At 72.1% G+C, this 19,529-nt stretch carries 14 protein-coding genes and 1 riboswitch; of the genes, 10 read left to right on the top strand and 4 right to left on the bottom strand.

The features are described 5' to 3' along the window. Positions 1-162: 162 nt before the first annotated feature. The gene (locus tag OHT77_RS34190) at positions 163-1,761 is read right to left on the bottom strand and encodes an ABC-F family ATP-binding cassette domain-containing protein (RefSeq protein WP_266767336.1); all 1,599 of its coding nucleotides are present in this window, start codon (positions 1,759-1,761) and stop codon (positions 163-165) included. Positions 1,762-2,095: 334 nt separating this feature from the next. Between OHT77_RS34190 and ypfJ the strand changes: the two genes are divergently transcribed. Together ypfJ and OHT77_RS34180 are read left to right on the top strand one after the other, a co-directional pair. Next, a complete protein-coding gene (gene ypfJ, locus OHT77_RS34185; protein ID WP_328832276.1) occupies positions 2,096-2,986 on the top strand; it encodes a KPN_02809 family neutral zinc metallopeptidase in 891 nt (296 codons plus the stop codon). 134 nt (positions 2,987-3,120) lie between these two features. Beyond that, positions 3,121-3,534 (top strand): VOC family protein, encoded by a 414-nt coding sequence (locus tag OHT77_RS34180; protein ID WP_328832275.1) that lies wholly within the window; start codon positions 3,121-3,123, stop codon positions 3,532-3,534. Between the two features lie 6 nt (positions 3,535-3,540). On the opposite strand, the gene OHT77_RS34175 is transcribed toward OHT77_RS34180, so the two are convergent. The 3 genes from OHT77_RS34175 to OHT77_RS34165 all read right to left on the bottom strand — a co-directional run bounded on the left by OHT77_RS34175 (position 3,541) and on the right by OHT77_RS34165 (position 7,422). Continuing rightward, entirely contained in the window at positions 3,541-4,950 is a 1,410-nt protein-coding gene (locus tag OHT77_RS34175) for a hypothetical protein (RefSeq protein WP_328832274.1), read from the bottom strand. A gap of 203 nt (positions 4,951-5,153) precedes the next feature. Beyond that, positions 5,154-6,281: an alpha/beta hydrolase family protein gene (locus OHT77_RS34170; RefSeq protein WP_328832273.1), complete on the bottom strand. Its 1,128-nt coding sequence runs from the start codon at positions 6,279-6,281 to the stop codon at positions 5,154-5,156. A gap of 493 nt (positions 6,282-6,774) precedes the next feature. After that, positions 6,775-7,422 carry a class II aldolase/adducin family protein gene (locus OHT77_RS34165; RefSeq protein WP_328834428.1) on the bottom strand — a complete coding sequence of 216 codons (648 nt, stop codon included), beginning with the start codon at positions 7,420-7,422 and terminating at the stop codon, positions 6,775-6,777. Positions 7,423-7,891: 469 nt separating this feature from the next. Between OHT77_RS34165 and OHT77_RS34160 the strand changes: the two genes are divergently transcribed. The 8 genes from OHT77_RS34160 to cobO all read left to right on the top strand — a co-directional run bounded on the left by OHT77_RS34160 (position 7,892) and on the right by cobO (position 19,518). Then, a complete protein-coding gene (locus tag OHT77_RS34160) occupies positions 7,892-8,719 on the top strand; it encodes a lysozyme (protein WP_328832272.1) in 828 nt (275 codons plus the stop codon). 168 nt (positions 8,720-8,887) lie between these two features. Continuing rightward, positions 8,888-10,156, top strand: a complete 1,269-nt coding sequence (locus tag OHT77_RS34155; RefSeq protein WP_328832271.1) for an inorganic phosphate transporter — start codon at positions 8,888-8,890, stop codon at positions 10,154-10,156. Positions 10,157-10,188: 32 nt separating this feature from the next. Further along, positions 10,189-10,410, top strand: a complete 222-nt coding sequence (locus tag OHT77_RS34150; protein ID WP_266767350.1) for a hypothetical protein — start codon at positions 10,189-10,191, stop codon at positions 10,408-10,410. Positions 10,411-10,545: 135 nt separating this feature from the next. After that, a riboswitch (cobalamin riboswitch) is annotated at positions 10,546-10,688 on the top strand. Between the two features lie 98 nt (positions 10,689-10,786). After that, positions 10,787-11,728, top strand: coding sequence for a cobalamin biosynthesis protein (locus OHT77_RS34145; RefSeq protein ID WP_328832270.1), 942 nt, complete (start codon positions 10,787-10,789; stop codon positions 11,726-11,728). Then, the gene (locus OHT77_RS34140; RefSeq protein WP_328832269.1) at positions 11,725-13,236 is read left to right on the top strand and encodes a cobyric acid synthase; all 1,512 of its coding nucleotides are present in this window, start codon (positions 11,725-11,727) and stop codon (positions 13,234-13,236) included. Before OHT77_RS34145 ends, OHT77_RS34140 begins: the two co-directional genes overlap by 4 nt. After that, positions 13,233-16,886: a cobaltochelatase subunit CobN gene (gene cobN / locus OHT77_RS34135; protein WP_328832268.1), complete on the top strand. Its 3,654-nt coding sequence runs from the start codon at positions 13,233-13,235 to the stop codon at positions 16,884-16,886. The genes OHT77_RS34140 and cobN overlap by 4 nt, the downstream gene beginning before the upstream one ends. Continuing rightward, positions 16,883-18,919 (top strand): putative cobaltochelatase, encoded by a 2,037-nt coding sequence (locus OHT77_RS34130; protein WP_328832267.1) that lies wholly within the window; start codon positions 16,883-16,885, stop codon positions 18,917-18,919. The genes cobN and OHT77_RS34130 overlap by 4 nt, the downstream gene beginning before the upstream one ends. After that, positions 18,919-19,518 carry a cob(I)yrinic acid a,c-diamide adenosyltransferase gene (cobO, locus tag OHT77_RS34125; RefSeq protein WP_328832266.1) on the top strand — a complete coding sequence of 200 codons (600 nt, stop codon included), beginning with the start codon at positions 18,919-18,921 and terminating at the stop codon, positions 19,516-19,518. Before OHT77_RS34130 ends, cobO begins: the two co-directional genes overlap by 1 nt. Positions 19,519-19,529 lie beyond the last annotated feature (11 nt).

The following is a 19,529-nucleotide window of genomic DNA, read 5'->3' as shown; positions in this document are numbered from 1 at the left end:
AGAGACGCAGAACGGCCGAGCCCTTGTCGATAAAGGGCTCGGCCGGGAAATCGATGTACGACACACCTCGGTACGAGGAGACCTCACACAGATGGTGGATCAACGGTAGGCCGAATGATCCATACGCCGTGGATCAAGCATTCGGTCAAGCGGCACTGACCATCAGGCCAACGCGACGAGATCCGCGTAATCCGCACCCCACAGGTCCTCGACGCCGTCCGGCAGCAGGATGATGCGCTCGGGCTGGAGAGCCTCCACGGCGCCCTCGTCGTGGGTGACGAGAACGACGGCGCCCTTGTAGGTGCGCAGCGCGCCGAGGATCTCCTCGCGGCTTGCGGGGTCCAGGTTGTTCGTCGGCTCATCCAGGAGGAGGACGTTCGCGGACGACACGACGAGCGTGGCGAGCGCGAGGCGGGTCTTCTCGCCGCCGGAGAGGACCCCGGCCGGCTTGTCGACGTCGTCCCCGGAGAACAGGAACGAGCCGAGGGTCTTGCGGACCTCGACCAGGTCCAGGTCGGGGGCGGCGGAGCGCATGTTCTCCAGGACCGTGCGCTCCGGGTCCAGGGTCTCGTGCTCCTGCGCGTAGTAGCCGAGCTTGAGGCCGTGGCCCTCGATGACCTCTCCGGTGTCGGGCTTCTCGGCGCCGCCGAGGAGCTTCAGGAGGGTCGTCTTGCCCGCGCCGTTCAACCCGAGGATGACGACGCGCGAACCCTTGTCGATGGCCAGGTCGACGTCGGTGAAGATCTCCAGGGAGCCGTACGACTTCGACAGGCCCTCCGCCATGAGCGGGGTCTTGCCGCAGGGCGAGGGCTCCGGGAAGCGCAGCTTGGCGACCTTGTCGGAGACCCGCACCGCGTCGAGACCGGCGAGCAGGCGGTCGGCGCGCTTGGCCATGTTCTGCGCGGCGACCGTCTTGGTGGCCTTGGCGCGCATCTTGTCGGCCTGCGAGTGCAGGGCGGCGGCCTTCTTCTCGGCGTTCTGGCGCTCGCGCTTGCGACGCTTCTCGTCGGCCTCGCGCTGCTGCTGGTAGAGCTTCCAGCCCATGTTGTAGTAGTCGATCTGGGAGCGGTTGGCGTCCAGATAGAACACCTTGTTGACGACCGTCTCGACCAGGTCGGTGTCGTGGGAGATCACGATGAAGCCGCCGCGGTACGTCTTCAGGTAGTCGCGCAGCCAGACGATCGAGTCGGCGTCGAGGTGGTTCGTGGGCTCGTCGAGGAGCAGGGTGTCCGCGTCCGAGAACAGGATGCGGGCCAGCTCGATACGGCGGCGCTGACCGCCGGAGAGCGTGTGCAGCGGCTGGCCGAGCACCCGGTCCGGGAGGTTCAGCGCGGCGGCGATGGTGGCGGCCTCGGCCTCGGCGGAGTAGCCGCCCTTGGTGAGGAACTCCGTCTCCTGGCGCTCGTACTGCCGCATGGCCTTGTCGCGGGTGGCGCCGCTGCCGTTGGCGATGCGCTGTTCGTTCTCGCGCATCTTGCGGATCAGGGTGTCCAGGCCGCGCGCGGAGAGGATGCGGTCGCTGGCGAGCACGTCCAGGTCGCCGGTGCGGGGGTCCTGCGGGAGGTAGCCGACCTCGCCGGAGCGGGTGACGGTGCCCCCGGCGGGCTGGCCCTCGCCGGCCAGGACCTTGGTCAGGGTGGTCTTGCCGGCGCCGTTGCGCCCGACCAGACCGATGCGGTCGCCCTTGGCGACACGGAAGGTGGCGGACTCGATGAGGACGCGGGCACCGGCGCGCAGCTCGATACCGGAGGCGGAGATCACGGACAGACTCCAGAGCGGGGTCGTAGGCGGAAGGGGCGGCTGAGGACGTTCCCGCCGTCTAATGCGCGAGGAGAATGGCCATGGGCCAAGTCTAACGGGGCCGTGCAAGGGCTTTTCCGGTGCGCGCTGGGTGCCCGCCGTGGGGCGGGCGGCCCGGGGTGATCCGGTACGGGGCGCGCACGGCGGTGAGCTGCGCGGTCCGGGCAGGTATCGGGCGACAAGGAGGGGTACGCATCGTGACGTACGGCACGCGCGTGCGTGCAGGGTCGACGGCCGTCCCCCGTTCGGCCCCTCGTCCGGCGCTTCACCGGGGACGGCGGGCGAGGATGACGCCATGCAGTTCGACGACGACGCGAATCTGGACACCTCCGAGGTGCAGGACGTGCGCGGCAGCCGGATTCCCGGTGGCCGGGCGACCGTGGGCGGCGGCCTCGCGGGGCTGATCGCGCTGCTGCTCGGGCTCTTCTTCGGCGTCGGTCCCGACAACCTGGGGTTGTCGTCGGGCAGCGACTCACCGGCGGCGACCGCTTCCTCGCTGGCCCAGGTACAGACGGCCTGCCGGACCGGGCAGGACGCGAACACCAAGGAGGACTGCCGCATCGTGGCGGTGGTCAACAGCGTGCAGGACTTCTGGGCGCAGGAGTTCCAACGGCGCAGCGGTACGTACACGCGGTCGCCCACGGTCTTCTTCAGCGGGCAGGTCGCGACCGCGTGCGGGACGGCGACCTCGGCGGTGGGGCCGTTCTACTGCCCCGGTGACCGGAAGGTCTATCTGGACCTGGGGTTCTTCAACGAGCTGCGGACCAAGTTCGGCTCCAGCGGCGGGCCGTTCGCGCAGGCGTACGTCGTGGCCCACGAGTACGGGCACCACGTGCAGGACCTCATGGGCACGCTCGGCAGGTCGCAGGACGGCCGGACGGGCGCGAACAGCAACGCGGTGAAGGTGGAGCTCCAGGCGGACTGCTACGCCGGTGTGTGGGCGCATCACGCGACCACCACGAAGGACGAGTCGACCGGGCGCCCGCTGATCACCAGCCTCACGGACGCCGACATCCGGGACGGCCTGGACGCGGCGGCGGCCGTGGGCGACGACCGGATCCAGGAGCGGTTCCAGGGCCGGGTGACGCCGGAGAGCTGGACGCACGGGTCGGCGGCGCAGCGACAGCAGTGGTTCTACACGGGCTACCGGACCGGCGACATGGCGCAGTGCAACACCTTCCGCTGACGGCGGTCGGCGGGCGCGGCGCACGGTTCGCGGGGGCGTTGTCAGTGGCGGGTGCAAGACTCGTCGAAAGGGTCCAGAACAGCGAAAAACACCCGATCGACGAGGAACACCCGACGCACAAGGAAGTGATCGGCATGGCAGCCAAGGACAGCGGGCGTCCCAGCATCTACCCGTCGCTGCTGTACACGGACGCGAAGGCGGCGATCCGGCAGCTCACGGAGGCCTTCGGCTTCACCGAACTCGCGGTGTACGAGGGCGAGGACGGCTCGGTGATGCACGCGGAGCTGGTGCAGGGGAACGGCGCGGTGATGCTCGGCTCCAAGGGCCGCGGCGGCCGCTTCGACGAGGCGATGAAGAGCGCGGGCCCCGCCGGGGTGTACATCGTCGTGGACGACGTCGACGCCCATCACCGCCGGGCCGTGGAGCACGGCGCGGAGATGCTGATGCCCCCGACGGACCAGGAGTACGGCTCGCGGGACTACATGGCCCGGGACGCCGAGGGCAACATCTGGAGCTTCGGTACATACGCTCCGGACACAGGGACCTGACCGCGCCTAGCTGCCCCCCGTGTGCACCTGGAAGGCCGCCCGGCGTACGGCCTTGGCCAGTGCCGGGTCGGGGTGCGCGGCGGCGAGCGCGACGAGGACCTGCACGGTGCGGGGATGCCCCACGGCGCGCACCTCGTCGAGGAGCATGGGCACGGTCGGCTGGATCGCGGACTCCAGGTGGCGCACCAGCAGCGGGGCCTCCCCGTGGTCGGCGACCGCGGCGGCGGTGTCGACCCACAGCCAGGTGGCCTCGGCACGGGTGAGCACCTCGTGGGCGTCCTCCGGGTCGATCCCGTCGTGCTCCGCGAGCCACAGCAGGGCGTACGGCCGCAGGGTCGCCTCGTCGGCGACGGAGCGGACATCGGGCTCGGCGGGGGCGCCCACGACCCGCAGCGCCTCGAAGGCGAGGCCGCGCAGCAGGGCGTCCTCACCGCGGGCGGCGTCGATCAGCTCGCCGACCGCACTGCCCACGGTGCGGGCGGCGAGCCAGGCGCGGTACTCGGCGCGGGCGGCGTTCGGGCGGAGCTGGGAGCAGCCGCGGAGCATGTCCTCGGCGGACTGCTCGATGTTCCCCGCGGGGCTCTGCGCGGCCACGCAGATCTGCTCCAGCTTGACCCAGACCGCCCAGCTGCCGAGCGGGGTGAGAGTGGCCTGGCCGTCGCCGTAGGTGAGGGCGCCGACGGAGGCCAGTGCGTGCAGGGCCCAGTCGAGGAGGGGGTCGAGGGGGGTGTCGGCGGCCGGTGGCTGCGGGACGGCCGGGACGGGTTCGGGCTGGGGGCCGTACGGGATCTCGCAGCGCTCGGTGCGGAGTTCGGTGACCCGTTGGCCGAGGAGGTCGAGGAGCTGTTCGACGGGGACGGGGCCGGCGGACAGCTGGAGGAAGGAGAGCACCTGAGGCATGGCCGAGACGACCTCGGCGACGGCTGAGGGCTCGTGCTCCCGGGGTTCGGGGTGCGCGAGCGACCAGGCGTCGAAGAGGGCGACCCAGCCGCGCAGTACGGCACTGTCGTCGCGGTCCCAGGCGCGCAGCCGCCAGCCGGGGCGGGCGGTGTCGCCGTGCACCTCGACGAGTCCGGCGAGGCGGGCGGTGTCCCAGTCGGCGCGGACCTGAGCCGGGGTCAGGCCCAGCTCGCCTGCCGCCCGTTCGGCGGTCGCGTCGGAGAGGGTGCCCTTGCCGTCGGGGCTCGCGCTGTCACGGCCGGGGCGTAGTGCGGCGTCGGCCCAGTGGGCGACGCGGGCGGCTCCGGCCAGGCCGGAGCGAGCCATTCTGGCCAGTTCCGCGGGGGCCGGCGTGCCCTCCGGAGGGCGGGGTGCGGGGCGGCGCGAGCGCCGCTGGTTCATCGCTCGGGGGGCGGCGGCCAGGGGTCGCGGGCGGACGAGTCGAAGCCTGGAGTCGCGCGGGATACGGGACGTCACGGGTGCAGTCTTCCGGTTGACGGTCCGAAAACCCAAACGGAATGTCACGGCGGGCGACGGGGATGGCCAAGGGACGGGTCGTCGAGGGGTGCCGAGGACCGCGTTCAGGCCAGTGGTACAGGGCTAAACGGAAGGTCGGCGGGGGTGTGGAGAGGGTGGCGGTCCGGGGTGGTGAAGGGGGGCGTCCGGTACGGGCCGGCGGATCACATGAGCGGGGTGAGGAAGCGGCGCAGGATCTCCTCGTAGTCGGCCGGGTCGGCGTTCCACATCGCGCTGTGCGGGGCGTGCGCGACCGGCTGGAGGGTGATCAGGTCGGGGCGCTGCGCGGCGAAGCGGCGGGAGAGGGCCCAGGGGGCCACGGTGTCGTCCGGGCCGTGGAAGATCAGGGTCGGGACGTTGAGCCGGGCCGGGTCGGCGGCCTCGGCGATGCGGTCGCCGTGCAGACCGGTACGGCCCTGGGCGGCGCGGACCGCCAGCGGCAGCAGCGCGCCCGGGGTGTGCCGGGCGGTGGCGAGGGCGCGCAGCGTCGTCTCCCAGTCCAGCACCGGGGAGTCCAGCACCAGGCCGGAGACGTGCTCGCGCATCGCGGAGTGGGCGGCGGCGCGCAGGGCCATGGTGGCGCCGGTGGACCAGCCGTACAGGACGACGTGCTCGGCGCCGTAGCGGACGGCGTAGCGGATCGCCGCGTCCAGGTCGCGCCACTCGGTCTCGCCGAGATGGCCCAGGCCGTCGGGGTTGCGGGGTGCGCCGAGGTCGCCGCGGTAGGCGAGGGCGAGGACCGGGAAGCGGTTGCGGTGCAGGAACTCCATGACGTTCATGGAGAGTTCGCGGGTGGCGGCCAGCCCGTGCACCGCGATCACCCAGGTGCTGCGCGCCCCGGGCACGAACCACGCGGGCAGGGAGCCGAGTTCGCCGGGGATGTCGATGTCGGCGTGGTCCAGGCCGAGGGCGGCGCTCGGGTTGCCGACGTGGACGTTCGGGGTGAGCCACACCTTGTCGCCCGGGCGGAGAGTGCCGTGGGTGACGCGTTCGAGGCGGCGTACGACGGCGTCGGCGGAGGAGGCCGCGCTCTCCACCACGGGCCCGACGACCGCGTGGGACCCGTCCCCGGCGAGGCCGTACGTGCCCGGGCGCAGCGAGGCGAGATCCCGGGTGAGGGTGATCTGGCCGGCGGCGGTGGAGTGCACCGTGAGCCGGGGTTCGGTGGGCAGCGGTCGCCCCGGCGACGCCTTCAGCGCGGCGTCACTGGCATACCGCCCGGCGACGACACCGGCGACACCGGCCGCGAGGGCCACGGAGACGGCTGCGGCCGTCGCTTTGACTGTGCGCACGGGTCCAGTGTCGTGGGGGACGGGGTCGGGGGCCAGTGGGAGGGGGTTTCGGGGCGGGGTGAGGTGGAGTGCGGCGGGGGCTTCCGTGCAGGTGGGAGTGGGTGTGGTGGGGGTGGAGCGAGGCACGAGGGGGACGCGGCGGCGTGCAGGTGAGGCGGGTCACGCGGGTCACGCGGGTCACGCGGGTCACGCGGGTCACGCGAAGCAGCTCGCGCCGGAGACGGCCTCGCCGGGACCACACCCCAGAAGGAAGCCAGCCCCCCCGACAACCCCGTTAGGCCTCGCCGAGCGCGCCCCCGACGCCTCCGGCAACCGCACGGGCACGGGCACCCGCACGGGCACCCGCACCGCCACCCAGCCGATCTCACCCATCCCAGCCTCCGCCGCCCCGCACCTCCATCGACCTAACCCCTCGCCTCCCGGCGGCCTAACCCCTCACCCGCCGACAACCACACCCGCGCCCCCTCACTCAAACCCTTCACTCAAAACCCCCTCACCCTCGCTGCCCATACCCCCTCAACTTCTCCCCCGCCTCGGCAAGCTGTTCCCCCGTCAGCAACGAAGGCGACAGCCCCGGTACCGAGGACGCCGTGAGCCACAGGCGGCACATCCACTCCAACTGGGCCGTGCGGTCGAACGCCTGGTCCAGGGAGGCGCCGTAGGCGATCGTGCCGTGGTTCTGGAGGAGGCAGGCGGAGCGGTCGGTGAGGGCGTGGAGCATGTTCTCGGCGAGTTCCTCGGTGCCGTAGGTCGCGTACGGGGCGACCCGGACCGGGCCGCCGAGGGCGCCGGACATGTAGTGGACGGAGGGGAGTTCGGGGACGAGGGTCGAGACGGCCGTCGCGTGGACGGCGTGCGTGTGGACGACCGCGTGGGCGCCGGTGCTGCGGTACACGGCGAGGTGCATGGGCAGTTCGCTCGTCGGGAGCAGCGTGCCCAGCACCTGCCGCCCGTCGAGGTCGACGCCGACCAGGTCGGTGGGCGTCAGCCGGTCGTAGGGCACCCCTGACGGCGTGACCAGCACGGTGTCGCCGACGCGCACGGAGACGTTCCCGGAGGTGCCGACGACCAGCCCGTCGGAGACCGTCCGGCGAGCCGTCGCGACGAGCTCGCCCCAGGCGTCCGCCTCCTCGGCCCGCACACTCCTGCCCCGCGCTTCGCCCGAACTCCCCCGGGCGTCCCGCGCACTCCCCGACGTCTCGCCCGAACTCCCCGGCGTCTCCACCGAACTCCGCGGGGCGTCCCCTGAACTCCCCAAGCTCCCCGCGCTCCCCGGGCCCTCCCCCAAACGCCCCGCACTCCCCGGGACCTCTCGCGAACCCGCCGCACTCCCCCCACTCCCGGAGCCCTCCCCCGAACTCCCCGCCCCCTCGCGGCCGCCCCGCCCACCCCACTGATCCACCCGTCGCTCACCCATCCCCTGATCCTCTCAGCCGGTATCCAACCCACGTTCGAGCGAAGGCACTTTAGGCCGGAAGCCATAGATCCGAAAGATACATATGGGCATAAACCGCCCACTCCAGCCGCCCGACTGGAGACCGACCGGCAGCGACGGATTCCCAACACCCGCTGGGAGACCCGCCGTACACACCACCACCCCCGGGGGAAACATGGCCCGCACCCACACACCCAGCCCGACCTACGCACCGAGCCCGATCCACGCACCGAGCCCCACCTGCACTCCGAACCCCACCCACACCCGGCGCCTCACCAGCACCCTCACCCCCCGCCTCCTCTCCACCACCCTCACCGCCGCGGCCCTCGCCACCGCCCTCGCCACCACCCCGGCCACCGCCGCGAGCTCCCCCAAGGGCCACGACGTCTCCTCCCACCAGAAGAGCGTCAACTGGTCGAACGCGAAGGCGAAAGGCGCGTCCTTCGTCTACGTCAAGGCGACGGAGTCCACCACGTACCGCAACCCGTACTTCAGCCAGCAGTACGACGGCGCCCGCAAGGCCGGCATCATCCGCGGCGCCTACCACTTCGCCCTGCCGAACAAGTCGTCCGGCACGAGCCAGGCCGGGTACTTCGTGGCGCACGGCGGCGGCTGGAAGGCGGACGGCTGGACGCTGCCGCCGGCGCTGGACATCGAGACGAACCCGTACGACAAGAAGCACCCGTGCTACAGCCTGAGCAAGACCGGCATGGTCAACTGGATCAAGGCGTTCAGCGCCGAGGTGAACCGGCGGACCGGCCGCCGCCCGGTGATCTACACGACCACCCAGTGGTGGAAGACCTGCACGGGCAACAGCGGCGCCTTCGCCTCGACGCACCCCCTCTGGATCGCCCGCCACGGTTCGGCGACCGCCGGAGCCCTGCCCGCCGGATGGTCGTACTGGACCTTCTGGCAGTACGCCAACAGCGGCAGCCTCCCGGGTGACCAGAATCTCTTCAACGGATCGATGACCCAACTGCGGAAGTTCGCCCGCGGCTACTAGGCGGCAACCACCGGGCGGCAACCAGGCCGCCCCCTGCGCCGGCCCAGGCAATCCACCAGGCAATTCACTAGGCATTCGGTCACCACGGATACCCCCTCAGTTCATCTTCCGTTCATTCAGGTTGCCTACGGTCAACGCGCCGATGACCTCGAACGATTGCCTGGGTAAATGGAAAACTTCTCGCTGATCCTCGCGATTGTGGTAATCACCGCACTCGCGTTCGATTTTACGAACGGTTTTCACGACACCGCCAACGCGATGGCCACCACCATCTCGACCGGTGCGCTCAAGCCCAAGGTCGCGGTGGCCATGTCGGCCACCCTCAACCTCGTGGGCGCCTTCCTCTCCGTGGAGGTCGCCAACACGATCTCCAAGGGACTCGTCGACGAAAGCGGAATCCGGCCCGAGGTCATCTTCGCCGCCCTGGTCGGCGCGATCCTCTGGAACCTGGTGACCTGGCTCGTCGGGCTGCCGTCCAGTTCCTCGCACGCCCTGATGGGCGGTCTGATCGGCGCGACCATCGCCTCCGCCGGGACCGGCGCGGTCCACGGTGACGTCCTGGTCACCAAGGTGCTGCTGCCGGCACTCGCGGCCCCGGTCGTCGCCGGTGTCGCCGCGCTGCTCGCCACCCGCTTCTCCTACGCGCTGGGCAAGAACGCGGGCGGCAAGGCCGCCGACAAGGGCTTCCGTGTCGGCCAGATCGCCTCCGCCGGACTGGTCTCGCTGGCCCACGGCACGAACGACGCGCAGAAGACGATGGGCATCATCACGCTGGCCCTGATCGCCGGCGGCTCGATCGCCCCCGACTCCGACCCGCCCACCTGGGTCATCCTCTCCGCGGGCCTCGCCATCGCGATGGGCACGTACATCGGCGGCTGGCGCATCATCCGCACGATGGGCAAGGGCCTCACCGACCTCCAGCCGCAGCAGGGCTTCGCCGCCCAGACCAGCGCCGCGGCGGTCATCCTGGCCTCCTCGCACATCGGCTTCTCCCTCTCCACCACGCACGCCGTCTCCGGTTCGGTGATGGGCGCGGGCCTCGGCCGCAAGGGCGGGGTCGTCCGCTGGTCGACCGCGACCCGGATGTTCGTCGCCTGGGGCCTCACGCTGCCGGCCGCCGCGCTGGTCGGCGCGCTCGCCGAGTCCGTGACCGACCTCGGCGACTGGGGCACCGCGCTGGTGGCCGTCTTCCTGGTCGCCTCCAGCGCCGGCATCTGGGTGCTGTCCCGCCGTCAGGTCGTCGACGCCTCGAACGTCAACGAGATCGACGAGCCGGCCGGCGTGGTCACCACCGCGATCGCCGCCGTCGCCCCGCCGCCCCCGTCGGTCGCCCTCTCCGAAGGCCTCACGGCGACGATCCCCTCGCCGCCCGTCGTCGTCACGTCCGACCCGACGACCCCGGCGTCTCCGGCGGCCCCGCCGGCCGCCGCCGTCTGAGCCCGCGCCCCAGGCAGAAGGAACGAATCAGCATGAGCATCGACTGGGCAGCCCTCGGCTCCGTCTTCGGCGTCAGCCTCGTGACCACCGTGGCCCTCGTGGCCGTCTTCACCCTCGGCATCACCGCCCTCTCGCGCCGCGAACGGGCCACCGCCCAGGGCGACTCGGCGCCGCTCGCCCTGACCGGCGCGTACGCCTGCTTCGCGGCCTGCGCGGCGGCGGTGGCGTACGGGATCTATCTGATCGTGGCCTGACCGGCCGCCAGTTGACGCGGGTGTGGGGTGCGGGACGGATCGCCGTCGCGCACCCCACACGCGCGTGACCCCTCCGACCCCTCGTGTGTGGGCCTCAGCACACTCCGTCCCCGCAGGTCAACAGCAAGTTGACGGCCCTTCCAACAGCATGGTGGACTGCCGGAGCCATGTACGGCGGCAGAAGAGGAAGCCGGTGTGAATCCGGCGCGGTCCCGCCACTGTCACCGGGGTAGACACCCCCGGGAGCCAGGAACTCTCGCCGCCGGTCTCGTCGAACCAGGGCGTGGACACCCTGAGTGAGGACATATCGCCATGCTCGGCTGCCGTTCGAGGTCCACCACCAGCGCAGTGTCCGATCCGGCGATCGGCTGAGCCGATGCGTGCCGATCGCGTCTTCGCGTACGGCGCCGCCGCCGGCCTCCTCGGCGACCACCTGCTCGGCGATCCCCGCCGCGGGCATCCGGTCGCCGCGTTCGGCCGTGCCGCCGGCGCCGTGGAACACCTGCTGTGGCGCGACCACCGAGGCTGGGGCGCCCTGCACACCGCCGTGTGCGTAGGCGGCACCATCGCCCTCGCCACCGCGGCCACTTCGGCCCTACGACCTTCCCGTACGGCTTCCGTCGCGCTCACCGCCGCCGCCACCTGGGCCGTCGTCGGCGGGACCTCCCTCGCGCGCGAGGCCGGGGTCGTCGGGCGCGCGCTGGAGGCCGGGGACATCGAGGCCGCCCGGGCCCGCCTCCCCCACCTCTGCGGGCGGGACCCGCAGGCCCTCGACGCGGACGGGATCGCCCGGGCCGTCGTCGAGTCGGTCGCCGAGAACACCTCCGACGCGGTCGTGGGCGCCTTGGTCTGGGGCGGCATCGCCGGCGTCCCGGGCCTGCTCGGCTTCCGCGCCGTGAACACCCTGGACGCGATGGTCGGCCACAAGTCGGCCCGGTACCGCCGCTACGGCTGGGCCTCGGCCCGCCTCGACGACGTGGCCGGCTGGCCGGGCGCCCGTCTCACCGCAGCGCTCGCGACCGTCGCGGGCGGCGACCCGCGCGGCGCCGTCCGCGCCTGGCGCACCGACGCCCCCAAGCACCCGAGCCCCAACGCCGGTCCGGTGGAGGCCTCTTTCGCGGGCGCCCTCGGCGTTCGGCTCGGCGGCACCCTCTCCTACGGCGGCCGGGTCGAGCACCGGCCCGTGCTCAACGGCGACGGACGCCCCGTCGCCGTACCGGACATCGCGCGTGCCGTACGGCTGTCCCGCCGCGTCGGTCTGCTCGCGCTCGGGGTCAGCGTCGCCGGGCGGCTGCTGCTGAAGGGACGTGCCTCATGAGCGGCGGCGGGCTGCTGGTCGCCGGGACCACCTCGGACGCCGGCAAGAGTGTCGTCACCGCCGGGATCTGCCGGTGGCTGGTGCGGCAGGGCGTGAAGGTCGCGCCGTTCAAGGCGCAGAACATGTCCCTGAACTCGTTCGTGACGCGCGAGGGTGCCGAGATCGGGCGGGCCCAGGCCATGCAGGCGCAGGCGTGCCGGATCGAGCCGACCGCGCTGATGAACCCCGTGCTCCTCAAGCCCGGCAGCGACCGCAGCAGCCAAGTGGTCCTGATGGGCAGGCCGGTTGGCGAGATGAGTGCGCGCGGCTATCACGGCGGGCGTCAAGAGGCGCTGCTCGGCACGGTGTTGGACTGTCTCGCCGAGTTGCGGGGCACGTATGACGCGGTGATCTGTGAGGGGGCCGGTTCGCCCGCGGAGATCAATCTGCGGCGGACCGACATCGTGAACATGGGCATCGCGCGCAATGCGAAGCTGCCCGTTCTCGTCGTCGGCGACATCGACCGCGGGGGCGTCTTCGCCTCCTTCTTCGGGACCGTCGCGCTGCTGAGCCCCGAGGACCAGGCGTTCGTCGCCGGGTTCCTCGTCAACAAGTTCCGGGGTGATGTGTCGCTGCTGGAACCGGGGTTGGAGATGCTGCTCGGCCTCACCGGTCGGCGGACGTACGGCGTGCTGCCGTTCCGGCACGGGCTCGGGATCGACGAGGAGGACGGGCTGCGGATCTCGCTGCGCGGCACCGTGCGCGAGTCGACCACCGCGCCGCCGGTCGGCGAGGACGTGCTGCGGGTCGCCGTCTGCGCGATCCCCCTCATGTCCAACTTCACCGATGTGGACGCGCTGGCCGCCGAACCGGGCGTCGTGGTGCGGTTCGTGGACCGGCCGGAGGAGCTGGCCGACGCGGACCTCGTCGTCATCCCCGGCACCCGGGGCACGGTGAAGGCGCTGGAGTGGCTGCGGGAGCGGGGACTTGGGGACGCCCTGGTCCGGCGGGCCGCCGAGCAGCGGCCGATCCTCGGCATCTGCGGCGGCTTCCAGATCCTCGGCGAGCACATCGACGACGAGATCGAGAGCCGGCAGGGCTCGGTCGACGGCCTCGGACTCCTGCCGGTGCGCGTGCGGTTCGCGCGCGAGAAGACCCTCACCCGGCCCGTCGGCGAAGCCCTCGGCGAGCCGGTCGAGGGGTACGAGATCCATCACGGGGTCGCCCGACTGACCGGCGGAGAAGCCTTCTTGGACGGGTGCCGGGTCGGTCAGACCTGGGGCACCCACTGGCACGGCTCGCTGGAGTCGGACGGGTTCCGGCGGGCGTTCCTGCGCGAGGTGGCCGCCGCCGCGGGCCGCCGGTTCGTGCCGGCGCCCGACACGTCGTTCGCCGCGCTGCGCGAGGAGCAGCTCGACCGGCTCGGCGACCTCATCGAACAGCACGCGGACACGGACGCGCTCTGGCGACTCATCGAGTCCGGCGCGCCGCAAGGACTGCCTTTCATTCCACCGGGAGCGCCCGCATGAGCACAGTGTTGTTGTTGTCGACCGCCGACACGGATCTGCTGGCGGCCCGCGCCTCCGGCGCCGCGTACCGGATCGGCAACCCGTCCCGGGTGGACGCGGCGGAGGATCTCCCCGCCCTGATCTCCGGTGCGGACATCGCCGTCGTACGACTGCTCGGCGGCAAGCGCGCCTGGGAGGACGGGCTCGCCGCGCTCAGGGCCTCGGGCATCCCGACCGTGCTGCTGGGCGGAGAGAGCGTCCCCGACGCGGAGTTGATGGCCGAGTCGTCGGTACCGGCCGGTGTGGTCGCCGAGGCACTGCGCTATCTCGTCGAGGGCGGCCCCGACAACCTCACCGAGCTGGCCCGGTTCCTCTCGGACACCGTGCTGCTCACCGGCGAGGGCTTCGAAGAGCCCCGAAAGACGGCCGAGTTCGGCGTCCACGGCGAGCGCGCCTTCGTCGAGGGCCGCCCCACGGTCGGCGTGCTCTTCTACCGGGCGCACCACCTCTCCGGGAACACCGCCTTCGTGGACACCCTCTGCGAGCAGATCGAGGCGAAGGGCGCCAACGCCCTTGCCGTGTACTGCGGTTCACTGCGCGGCGCCGACCCCGCCCTGTACGAGATCCTCGGCACGGCGGACGCCCTGATCGCCACCGTCCTCGCCTCGGGCGGTACCCACGCCTCCCAGGCCTCGGCCGGCGGCGACGAGGAGGCGTGGGACATCGGCGCCCTCGCCGACCTCAACGTGCCTGTCCTGCAAGGACTTTGCCTTACGTCGTCCAGGGCGGCCTGGGACGGGTCGGACGCCGCCCTGTCCCCCATGGACGCGGCGATGCAGGTCGCGATCCCGGAGTTCGACGGCCGTCTCATCACCGTCCCGTTCTCCTTCAAGGAGCAGGGTCCGGACGATGTCCCGGTCTACGTCGCCGACCCCGAGCGGGCCGCGCGGGTCGCCGGAATCGCCGTGCGGCACGCGCGGTTGAAGCACAAGCCGAACGCCGAGAAGAAGCTCGCGCTCGTCTTCACCGCCTACCCGACGAAGCACTCGCGCGTCGGCAACGCGGTCGGTCTGGACACGCCCGCCTCCGCGGTGCGGGTGCTGGACGCGCTGCGGGACGCCGGGTACGGGGTCGACCAACACCCGGACAACGGCGACGAGTTGATCCACCGGCTCATCAACGCCGGTGGCCACGACGTCGAATGGCTCACCGAGGAGCAGCTGGCCGCCGCGCCCGCGCGGGTCCCGCTCGCCGACTACCAGGCCTGGTTCGACAAGCTCGAACCGGAGCTGAGGCAGGGCATGGTGGAGGCGTGGGGCGAGCCGCCCGGCAACCTCTACGTCGACGGCGACGACATCGTGCTCGCGTCCCTGCAGTTCGGGAACGTGGTCGTGATGATCCAGCCGCCGCGCGGCTTCGGGGAGAACCCGATCGCGATCTACCACGACCCCGACATGCCGCCGTCGCACCACTACATGGCCGCGTACCGCTGGTTGGACAACAGCTTCGGCGCCGACGCGGTCGTCCACATGGGCAAACACGGGACCATGGAATGGCTGCCCGGCAAGGGACTCGGTCTGAGCAGCGGCTGCGCCCCGGACGCCGTGCTGGGTGAACTCCCCCTGATCTACCCGTTCATCGTGAACGACCCCGGCGAGGGCACCCAGGCCAAGCGGCGCGGTCACGCGACGGTCGTCGACCACCTGGTGCCGCCGATGGCCCGTGCCGACACGTACGGCGACCTGGCCAAGCTGGAGCAACTCCTCGACGAGTACGCCCTGGTGTCCGATCTGGACCCGACGAAGGCACCGGCCGTGCGGGCGCAGATCTGGACGCTGGTGAAGGCGGCCGAGCTCCACCACGACCTGCATGTCGACGACCAGCCGGACGACGCGGCGTTCGACGAGTTCGTGATGCACATCGACGGCTATCTGTGCGAGATCAAGGACGTGCAGATCCGCGACGGGCTGCACATCCTGGGCGGCGGCCCGGTCGGCGAGGCGCGGGTGAACCTCGTGCTGGCCGTACTGCGCGCCTCGCAGGTGTGGGGCGGGCAGGCCAACGCGCTGCCGGGGCTGCGGGCCGCGCTGGCGGAGCATTTCGGCCTGGTCGAGAAGGAGTTGCTGGCCGAGCCGGGCGCCCCGGTGAAGGTGCCGGTGGAGCTGACCGAGCTGGTCGACGGGCCCGCCCGGTCCGCCGCCGACGCGATCGACCTGCTGGAGCAGCTGTGCCGCCGGTTCGCCGAGGGCATGGAGTCCCAGGAGTGGGAGGTCACGGCCGTACCGGCCCTCGTCCGTGAGGTGATCGGCGCCGAACTCCCGGACGCCGTCGCGGTGTTGGAGTTCGCCTGCGTCGAGGTCGTGCCCCGGCTCGCCCGCACCACCGACGAGATCGACCACATCCTCCTCGCCCTGGACGGCGGTTACGTCCCGGCGGGCCCCTCGGGCTCCCCGACCCGCGGTCTGGTCAACGTCCTGCCGACCGGACGGAACTTCTACTCCGTCGACCCCAAGGCCATTCCGTCCAGGCTGAGTTGGGAGGTCGGGCAGTCCCTGGCCGACTCCCTCGTGCAGCGCTACCTCCAGGACACCGGCGAGTTCCCGAAGTCGGTCGGCCTCACGGTGTGGGGCACGTCCGCGATGCGCACCCAGGGCGACGACATCGCCGAGATCCTCGCGCTGCTGGGCTGCCGTCCCGTCTGGGACGACGCCTCGCGCCGGGTGACCGGCTTCGAGATCGTGCCCGTGACGGAGCTGGGCCGGCCGCGCATCGACGTCACCGTGCGGATCTCCGGCTTCTTCCGGGACGCGTTCCCGCACGTCGTCGGGCTGATCGACGACGCGGTGCGGGCGGTGGCCGAGCTGGAGGAGCCGCCGGAGTCCAACTACGTCCGCAAGCACGCCGACGAGGACACCGCGGAGCACGGCGACCGCCGCCGCGCCACGGCCCGTATCTTCGGCTCCAAGCCGGGCGCGTACGGCGCGGGGCTGCTGCCGCTGATCGACGCCCGCAACTGGCGCAGCGACGCGGACCTCGCCGAGGTGTACGCCGTGTGGGGCGGTTACGCGTACGGGCGCGGCCTCGACGGGCGGCAGGCCCGCGGGGACATGGAGACCGCGTTCCGGCGCATTGCCGTGGCGGCGAAGAACGTCGACACCCGCGAGCACGATCTCGTCGACGCCGACGACTACTTCCAGTACCACGGCGGCATGGTCGCCATGGTCCGTCACCTCACCGGCACCTCCCCCGAGGCCTACGTCGGCGACTCCGCCACCCCCGACCAGGTCAAGACCCGCACGCTGGGCGAGGAGACGCACCGCGTCTTCCGCGCACGGGTGGTCAACCCCCGCTGGATGGCGGCGATGCGGCGCCACGGCTACAAGGGCGCCTTCGAGATGGCGGCGACCGTCGACTACCTCTTCGGGTACGACGCGACGGCCGGCGTCGTCGACGACTGGATGTACGAGAAGCTCAGCGCGGAGTACGTCTTCGACCCGGAGAACCAGGACTTCATGAAGAAGTCCAACCCGTGGGCGCTGCGCGGCATCACCGAGCGGCTGCTCGAAGCGGCCGAGCGCGGACTGTGGGCCGAGCCGGACGCGGACACGCTGGAACGACTGCGGGCCACCTACCTGGAGCTCGAAGGCGACCTGGAGGGCGACGACAAGTGACAACTCCCTTTCCGTTCACGGCCGTTGTCGGCCAGGACGATCTGCGGCTCGCGCTGCTGCTGAACGCCGTGTCGCCGGCGGTCGGCGGTGTGCTGGTGCGCGGCGAGAAGGGCACCGCCAAGTCGACGGCGGTACGCGCCCTTTCGGCGCTGCTGCCGGAGGTCGCCGTCGTGCCCGGCTGCCGCTTCTCCTGCGATCCCGCCGCACCCGACCCGGCCTGCCCGGACGGGCCGCACGAGACCGGGCCCGGGGCCCAACGCCCGGCGCGCATGGTCGAGTTGCCGGTCGGCGCCTCCGAGGACCGGCTCGTCGGCGCGCTGGACATCGAGCGGGCGCTCGCGGAGGGCGTCAAGGCCTTCGAGCCGGGCCTGCTGGCCGACGCGCACCGGGGCATCCTCTACGTCGACGAGGTCAACCTCCTCCACGACCACCTCGTCGACCTGCTGTTGGACGCGGCGGCGATGGGCGCGTCGTACGTCGAACGCGAAGGCGTCTCCGTCCGGCACGCCGCCCGCTTCCTGCTCGTCGGCACCATGAACCCCGAAGAGGGCGAACTGCGCCCGCAGTTGCTCGACCGCTTCGGCCTGACCGTCGAGGTCGCCGCCTCCCGGGAACCCGACCAGCGGGTCGAGGTGGTACGGCGCAGGCTGGCCTACGACGACGATCCGGAGGGCTTCGCGACCCGCTGGGCGGACGAGGAGTCCTCGGTGCGGGCGCGGATCATCGCCGCGCGTGCGCTGCTGCCGTCCGTGCGGCTGGGCGACGGGGCGCTGCGGCAGATCGCGGCGACCTGTGCCGCCTTCGAGGTCGACGGCATGCGCGCCGACATCGTGATGGCCCGCACGGCGACCGCGCTGGCCGCGTGGGCCGGACGGACCGACGTGCTCGCCGAGGACGTACGCCAGGCCGCGCTGCTCGCGCTGCCGCACCGGCGGCGGCGCAATCCCTTCGACGCGCCGGGACTTGACGAGAACAAGCTCGACGAGACGCTGGAGGAGTTCGCGGAGCCGGAGCCCGAGGACGACGATCCGGATCCGGACGGCGGCCCCGACGGGCCCGGCGGTGGCGGGCAGCAGCCGCCCGAGCCGGACTCCGACGGGCCCCAGGGCGATGACACGGGCGCGCGGCCCGAGGCCGGTGAGGGCGGGGAGCCGCAGCCTTCCGGTTCCGGTGAGCAGCAGCCCGTACGCGCCTCCGAGCCCTTCCGCACCAAGGCGCTGAGCGTGCCGGGGATCGGCGAGGGCGCGGCCGGCCGGCGGTCGCGGGCGCGGACCGAGCACGGGCGGACCACCGGCGCCAAGCGGCCCCGAGGGGCGCTCACCAAGCTGCACCTGGCGGCGACCATCCAGGCCGCCGCGCCGCACCAGCTGGCGCGCGGACGGGCCGGGCGCGGCCTGGTCGTACGCCGGGACGATCTGCGGCAGGCGACGCGCGAGGGGCGTGAGGGCAACCTCGTGCTGTTCGTCGTGGACGCCTCCGGGTCGATGGCGGCACGGCAGCGGATGAGCGCGGTGAAGGGTGCCGTGCTGTCGCTGCTGCTCGACGCGTACCAACGGCGGGACAAGGTGGGGCTGGTGACCTTCCGGGGGTCCGCCGCGGATGTCGCCCTGCCGCCGACCTCGTCCGTGGACGCCGCCGCCGTACGGCTGGAGTCCTTGCCGACGGGTGGGCGGACGCCGCTCGCCGCCGGGCTGCTCAAGGCGCACGACGTGCTGCGGGTGGAGCGGTTGCGGGATCCGGCGCGGCGGGCACTGGTCGTCCTGGTGACCGACGGGCGGGCCACCGGTGGGCCCGAGCCGGTCGCGCTCGCCGGGCGGGCCGCACGGCTGTTCGCGGCCGACGGGATCGCCTCCGTGGTCGTGGACTGCGAGTCCGGGCCCGTACGGCTGGGCCTGGCCGGGCAGTTGGCCGGAGAGCTGGAGGGTACGGCGGTGACGCTGGACGAGCTGCGGGCCGACTCGATCGCCGGGCTGGTCCGGGATGTGCAGGGGAATCAAGGGCGTTCGGGTTCGAGTTCGAGGAGGGCCGCGTAGTGCCGCAGGGTCAGCCCAGTGTCGTACCGGATGACGGTCTGACGACCCGTCAGCGTCGTAACCGGCCACTTGTCGTCGTGCACACGGGAGTTGGGAAGGGCAAGTCCACCGCCGCCTTCGGACTCGCGTTGCGGGCCTGGAATCAGGGGTGGCCCATCGGGGTGTTCCAGTTCGTCAAGTCGGCGAAGTGGAAGGTCGGCGAGGAGAACGCGCTGCGGGTGCTGGGAGCATCCGGCGAGGGCGGGTCCGTCGACTGGCACAAGATGGGCGAGGGGTGGTCGTGGGTGCAGCGCGACTCCCAGATGGACAACGAGGAGAAGGCCCGCGAGGGTTGGGAGCAGGTCAAGCGGGATCTCGCCGCCGAGACCTACCGGCTCTACGTGCTGGACGAGTTCGCCTATCCCATGCACTGGGGGTGGGTCGACGTCGACGAGGTCGTCTCCGTGCTGCGGGACCGGCCGGGCACCCAGCATGTCGTCATCACCGGGCGGAACGCGCCCGAGAAGCTCGTCGAGTACGCCGACCTCGTCACCGACATGTCCAAGGTCAAGCACCCCATGGACGCCGGGCAGAAGGGTCAGCGGGGTATCGAGTGGTGAAGCTGCCGTGA

Source organism: Streptomyces sp. NBC_00252 (assembly GCF_036187565.1).
In the GTDB taxonomy this organism is placed as follows: domain Bacteria; phylum Actinomycetota; class Actinomycetes; order Streptomycetales; family Streptomycetaceae; genus Streptomyces.
Note: the sequence above shows the minus strand (reverse complement) of the source record. Positions and strands in the feature narration are given on the sequence as shown.

What these genes read in the sequence shown, in the direction of transcription:
- OHT77_RS34140 (WP_328832269.1), top strand. Translation starts at nt 11,725, where the DNA reads ATGAGCGGCGGCGGGCTGCTGGTCGCCGGGACCACCTCGGACGCCGGC.
- cobN (WP_328832268.1), top strand. Translation starts at nt 13,233, where the DNA reads ATGAGCACAGTGTTGTTGTTGTCGACCGCCGACACGGATCTGCTGGCG.
- ypfJ (WP_328832276.1), top strand. Translation starts at nt 2,096, where the DNA reads ATGCAGTTCGACGACGACGCGAATCTGGACACCTCCGAGGTGCAGGAC.
- OHT77_RS34155 (WP_328832271.1), top strand. Translation starts at nt 8,888, where the DNA reads ATGGAAAACTTCTCGCTGATCCTCGCGATTGTGGTAATCACCGCACTC.
- OHT77_RS34180 (WP_328832275.1), top strand. Translation starts at nt 3,121, where the DNA reads ATGGCAGCCAAGGACAGCGGGCGTCCCAGCATCTACCCGTCGCTGCTG.
- OHT77_RS34160 (WP_328832272.1), top strand. Translation starts at nt 7,892, where the DNA reads ATGGCCCGCACCCACACACCCAGCCCGACCTACGCACCGAGCCCGATC.
- OHT77_RS34150 (WP_266767350.1), top strand. Translation starts at nt 10,189, where the DNA reads ATGAGCATCGACTGGGCAGCCCTCGGCTCCGTCTTCGGCGTCAGCCTC.
- OHT77_RS34145 (WP_328832270.1), top strand. Translation starts at nt 10,787, where the DNA reads ATGCGTGCCGATCGCGTCTTCGCGTACGGCGCCGCCGCCGGCCTCCTC.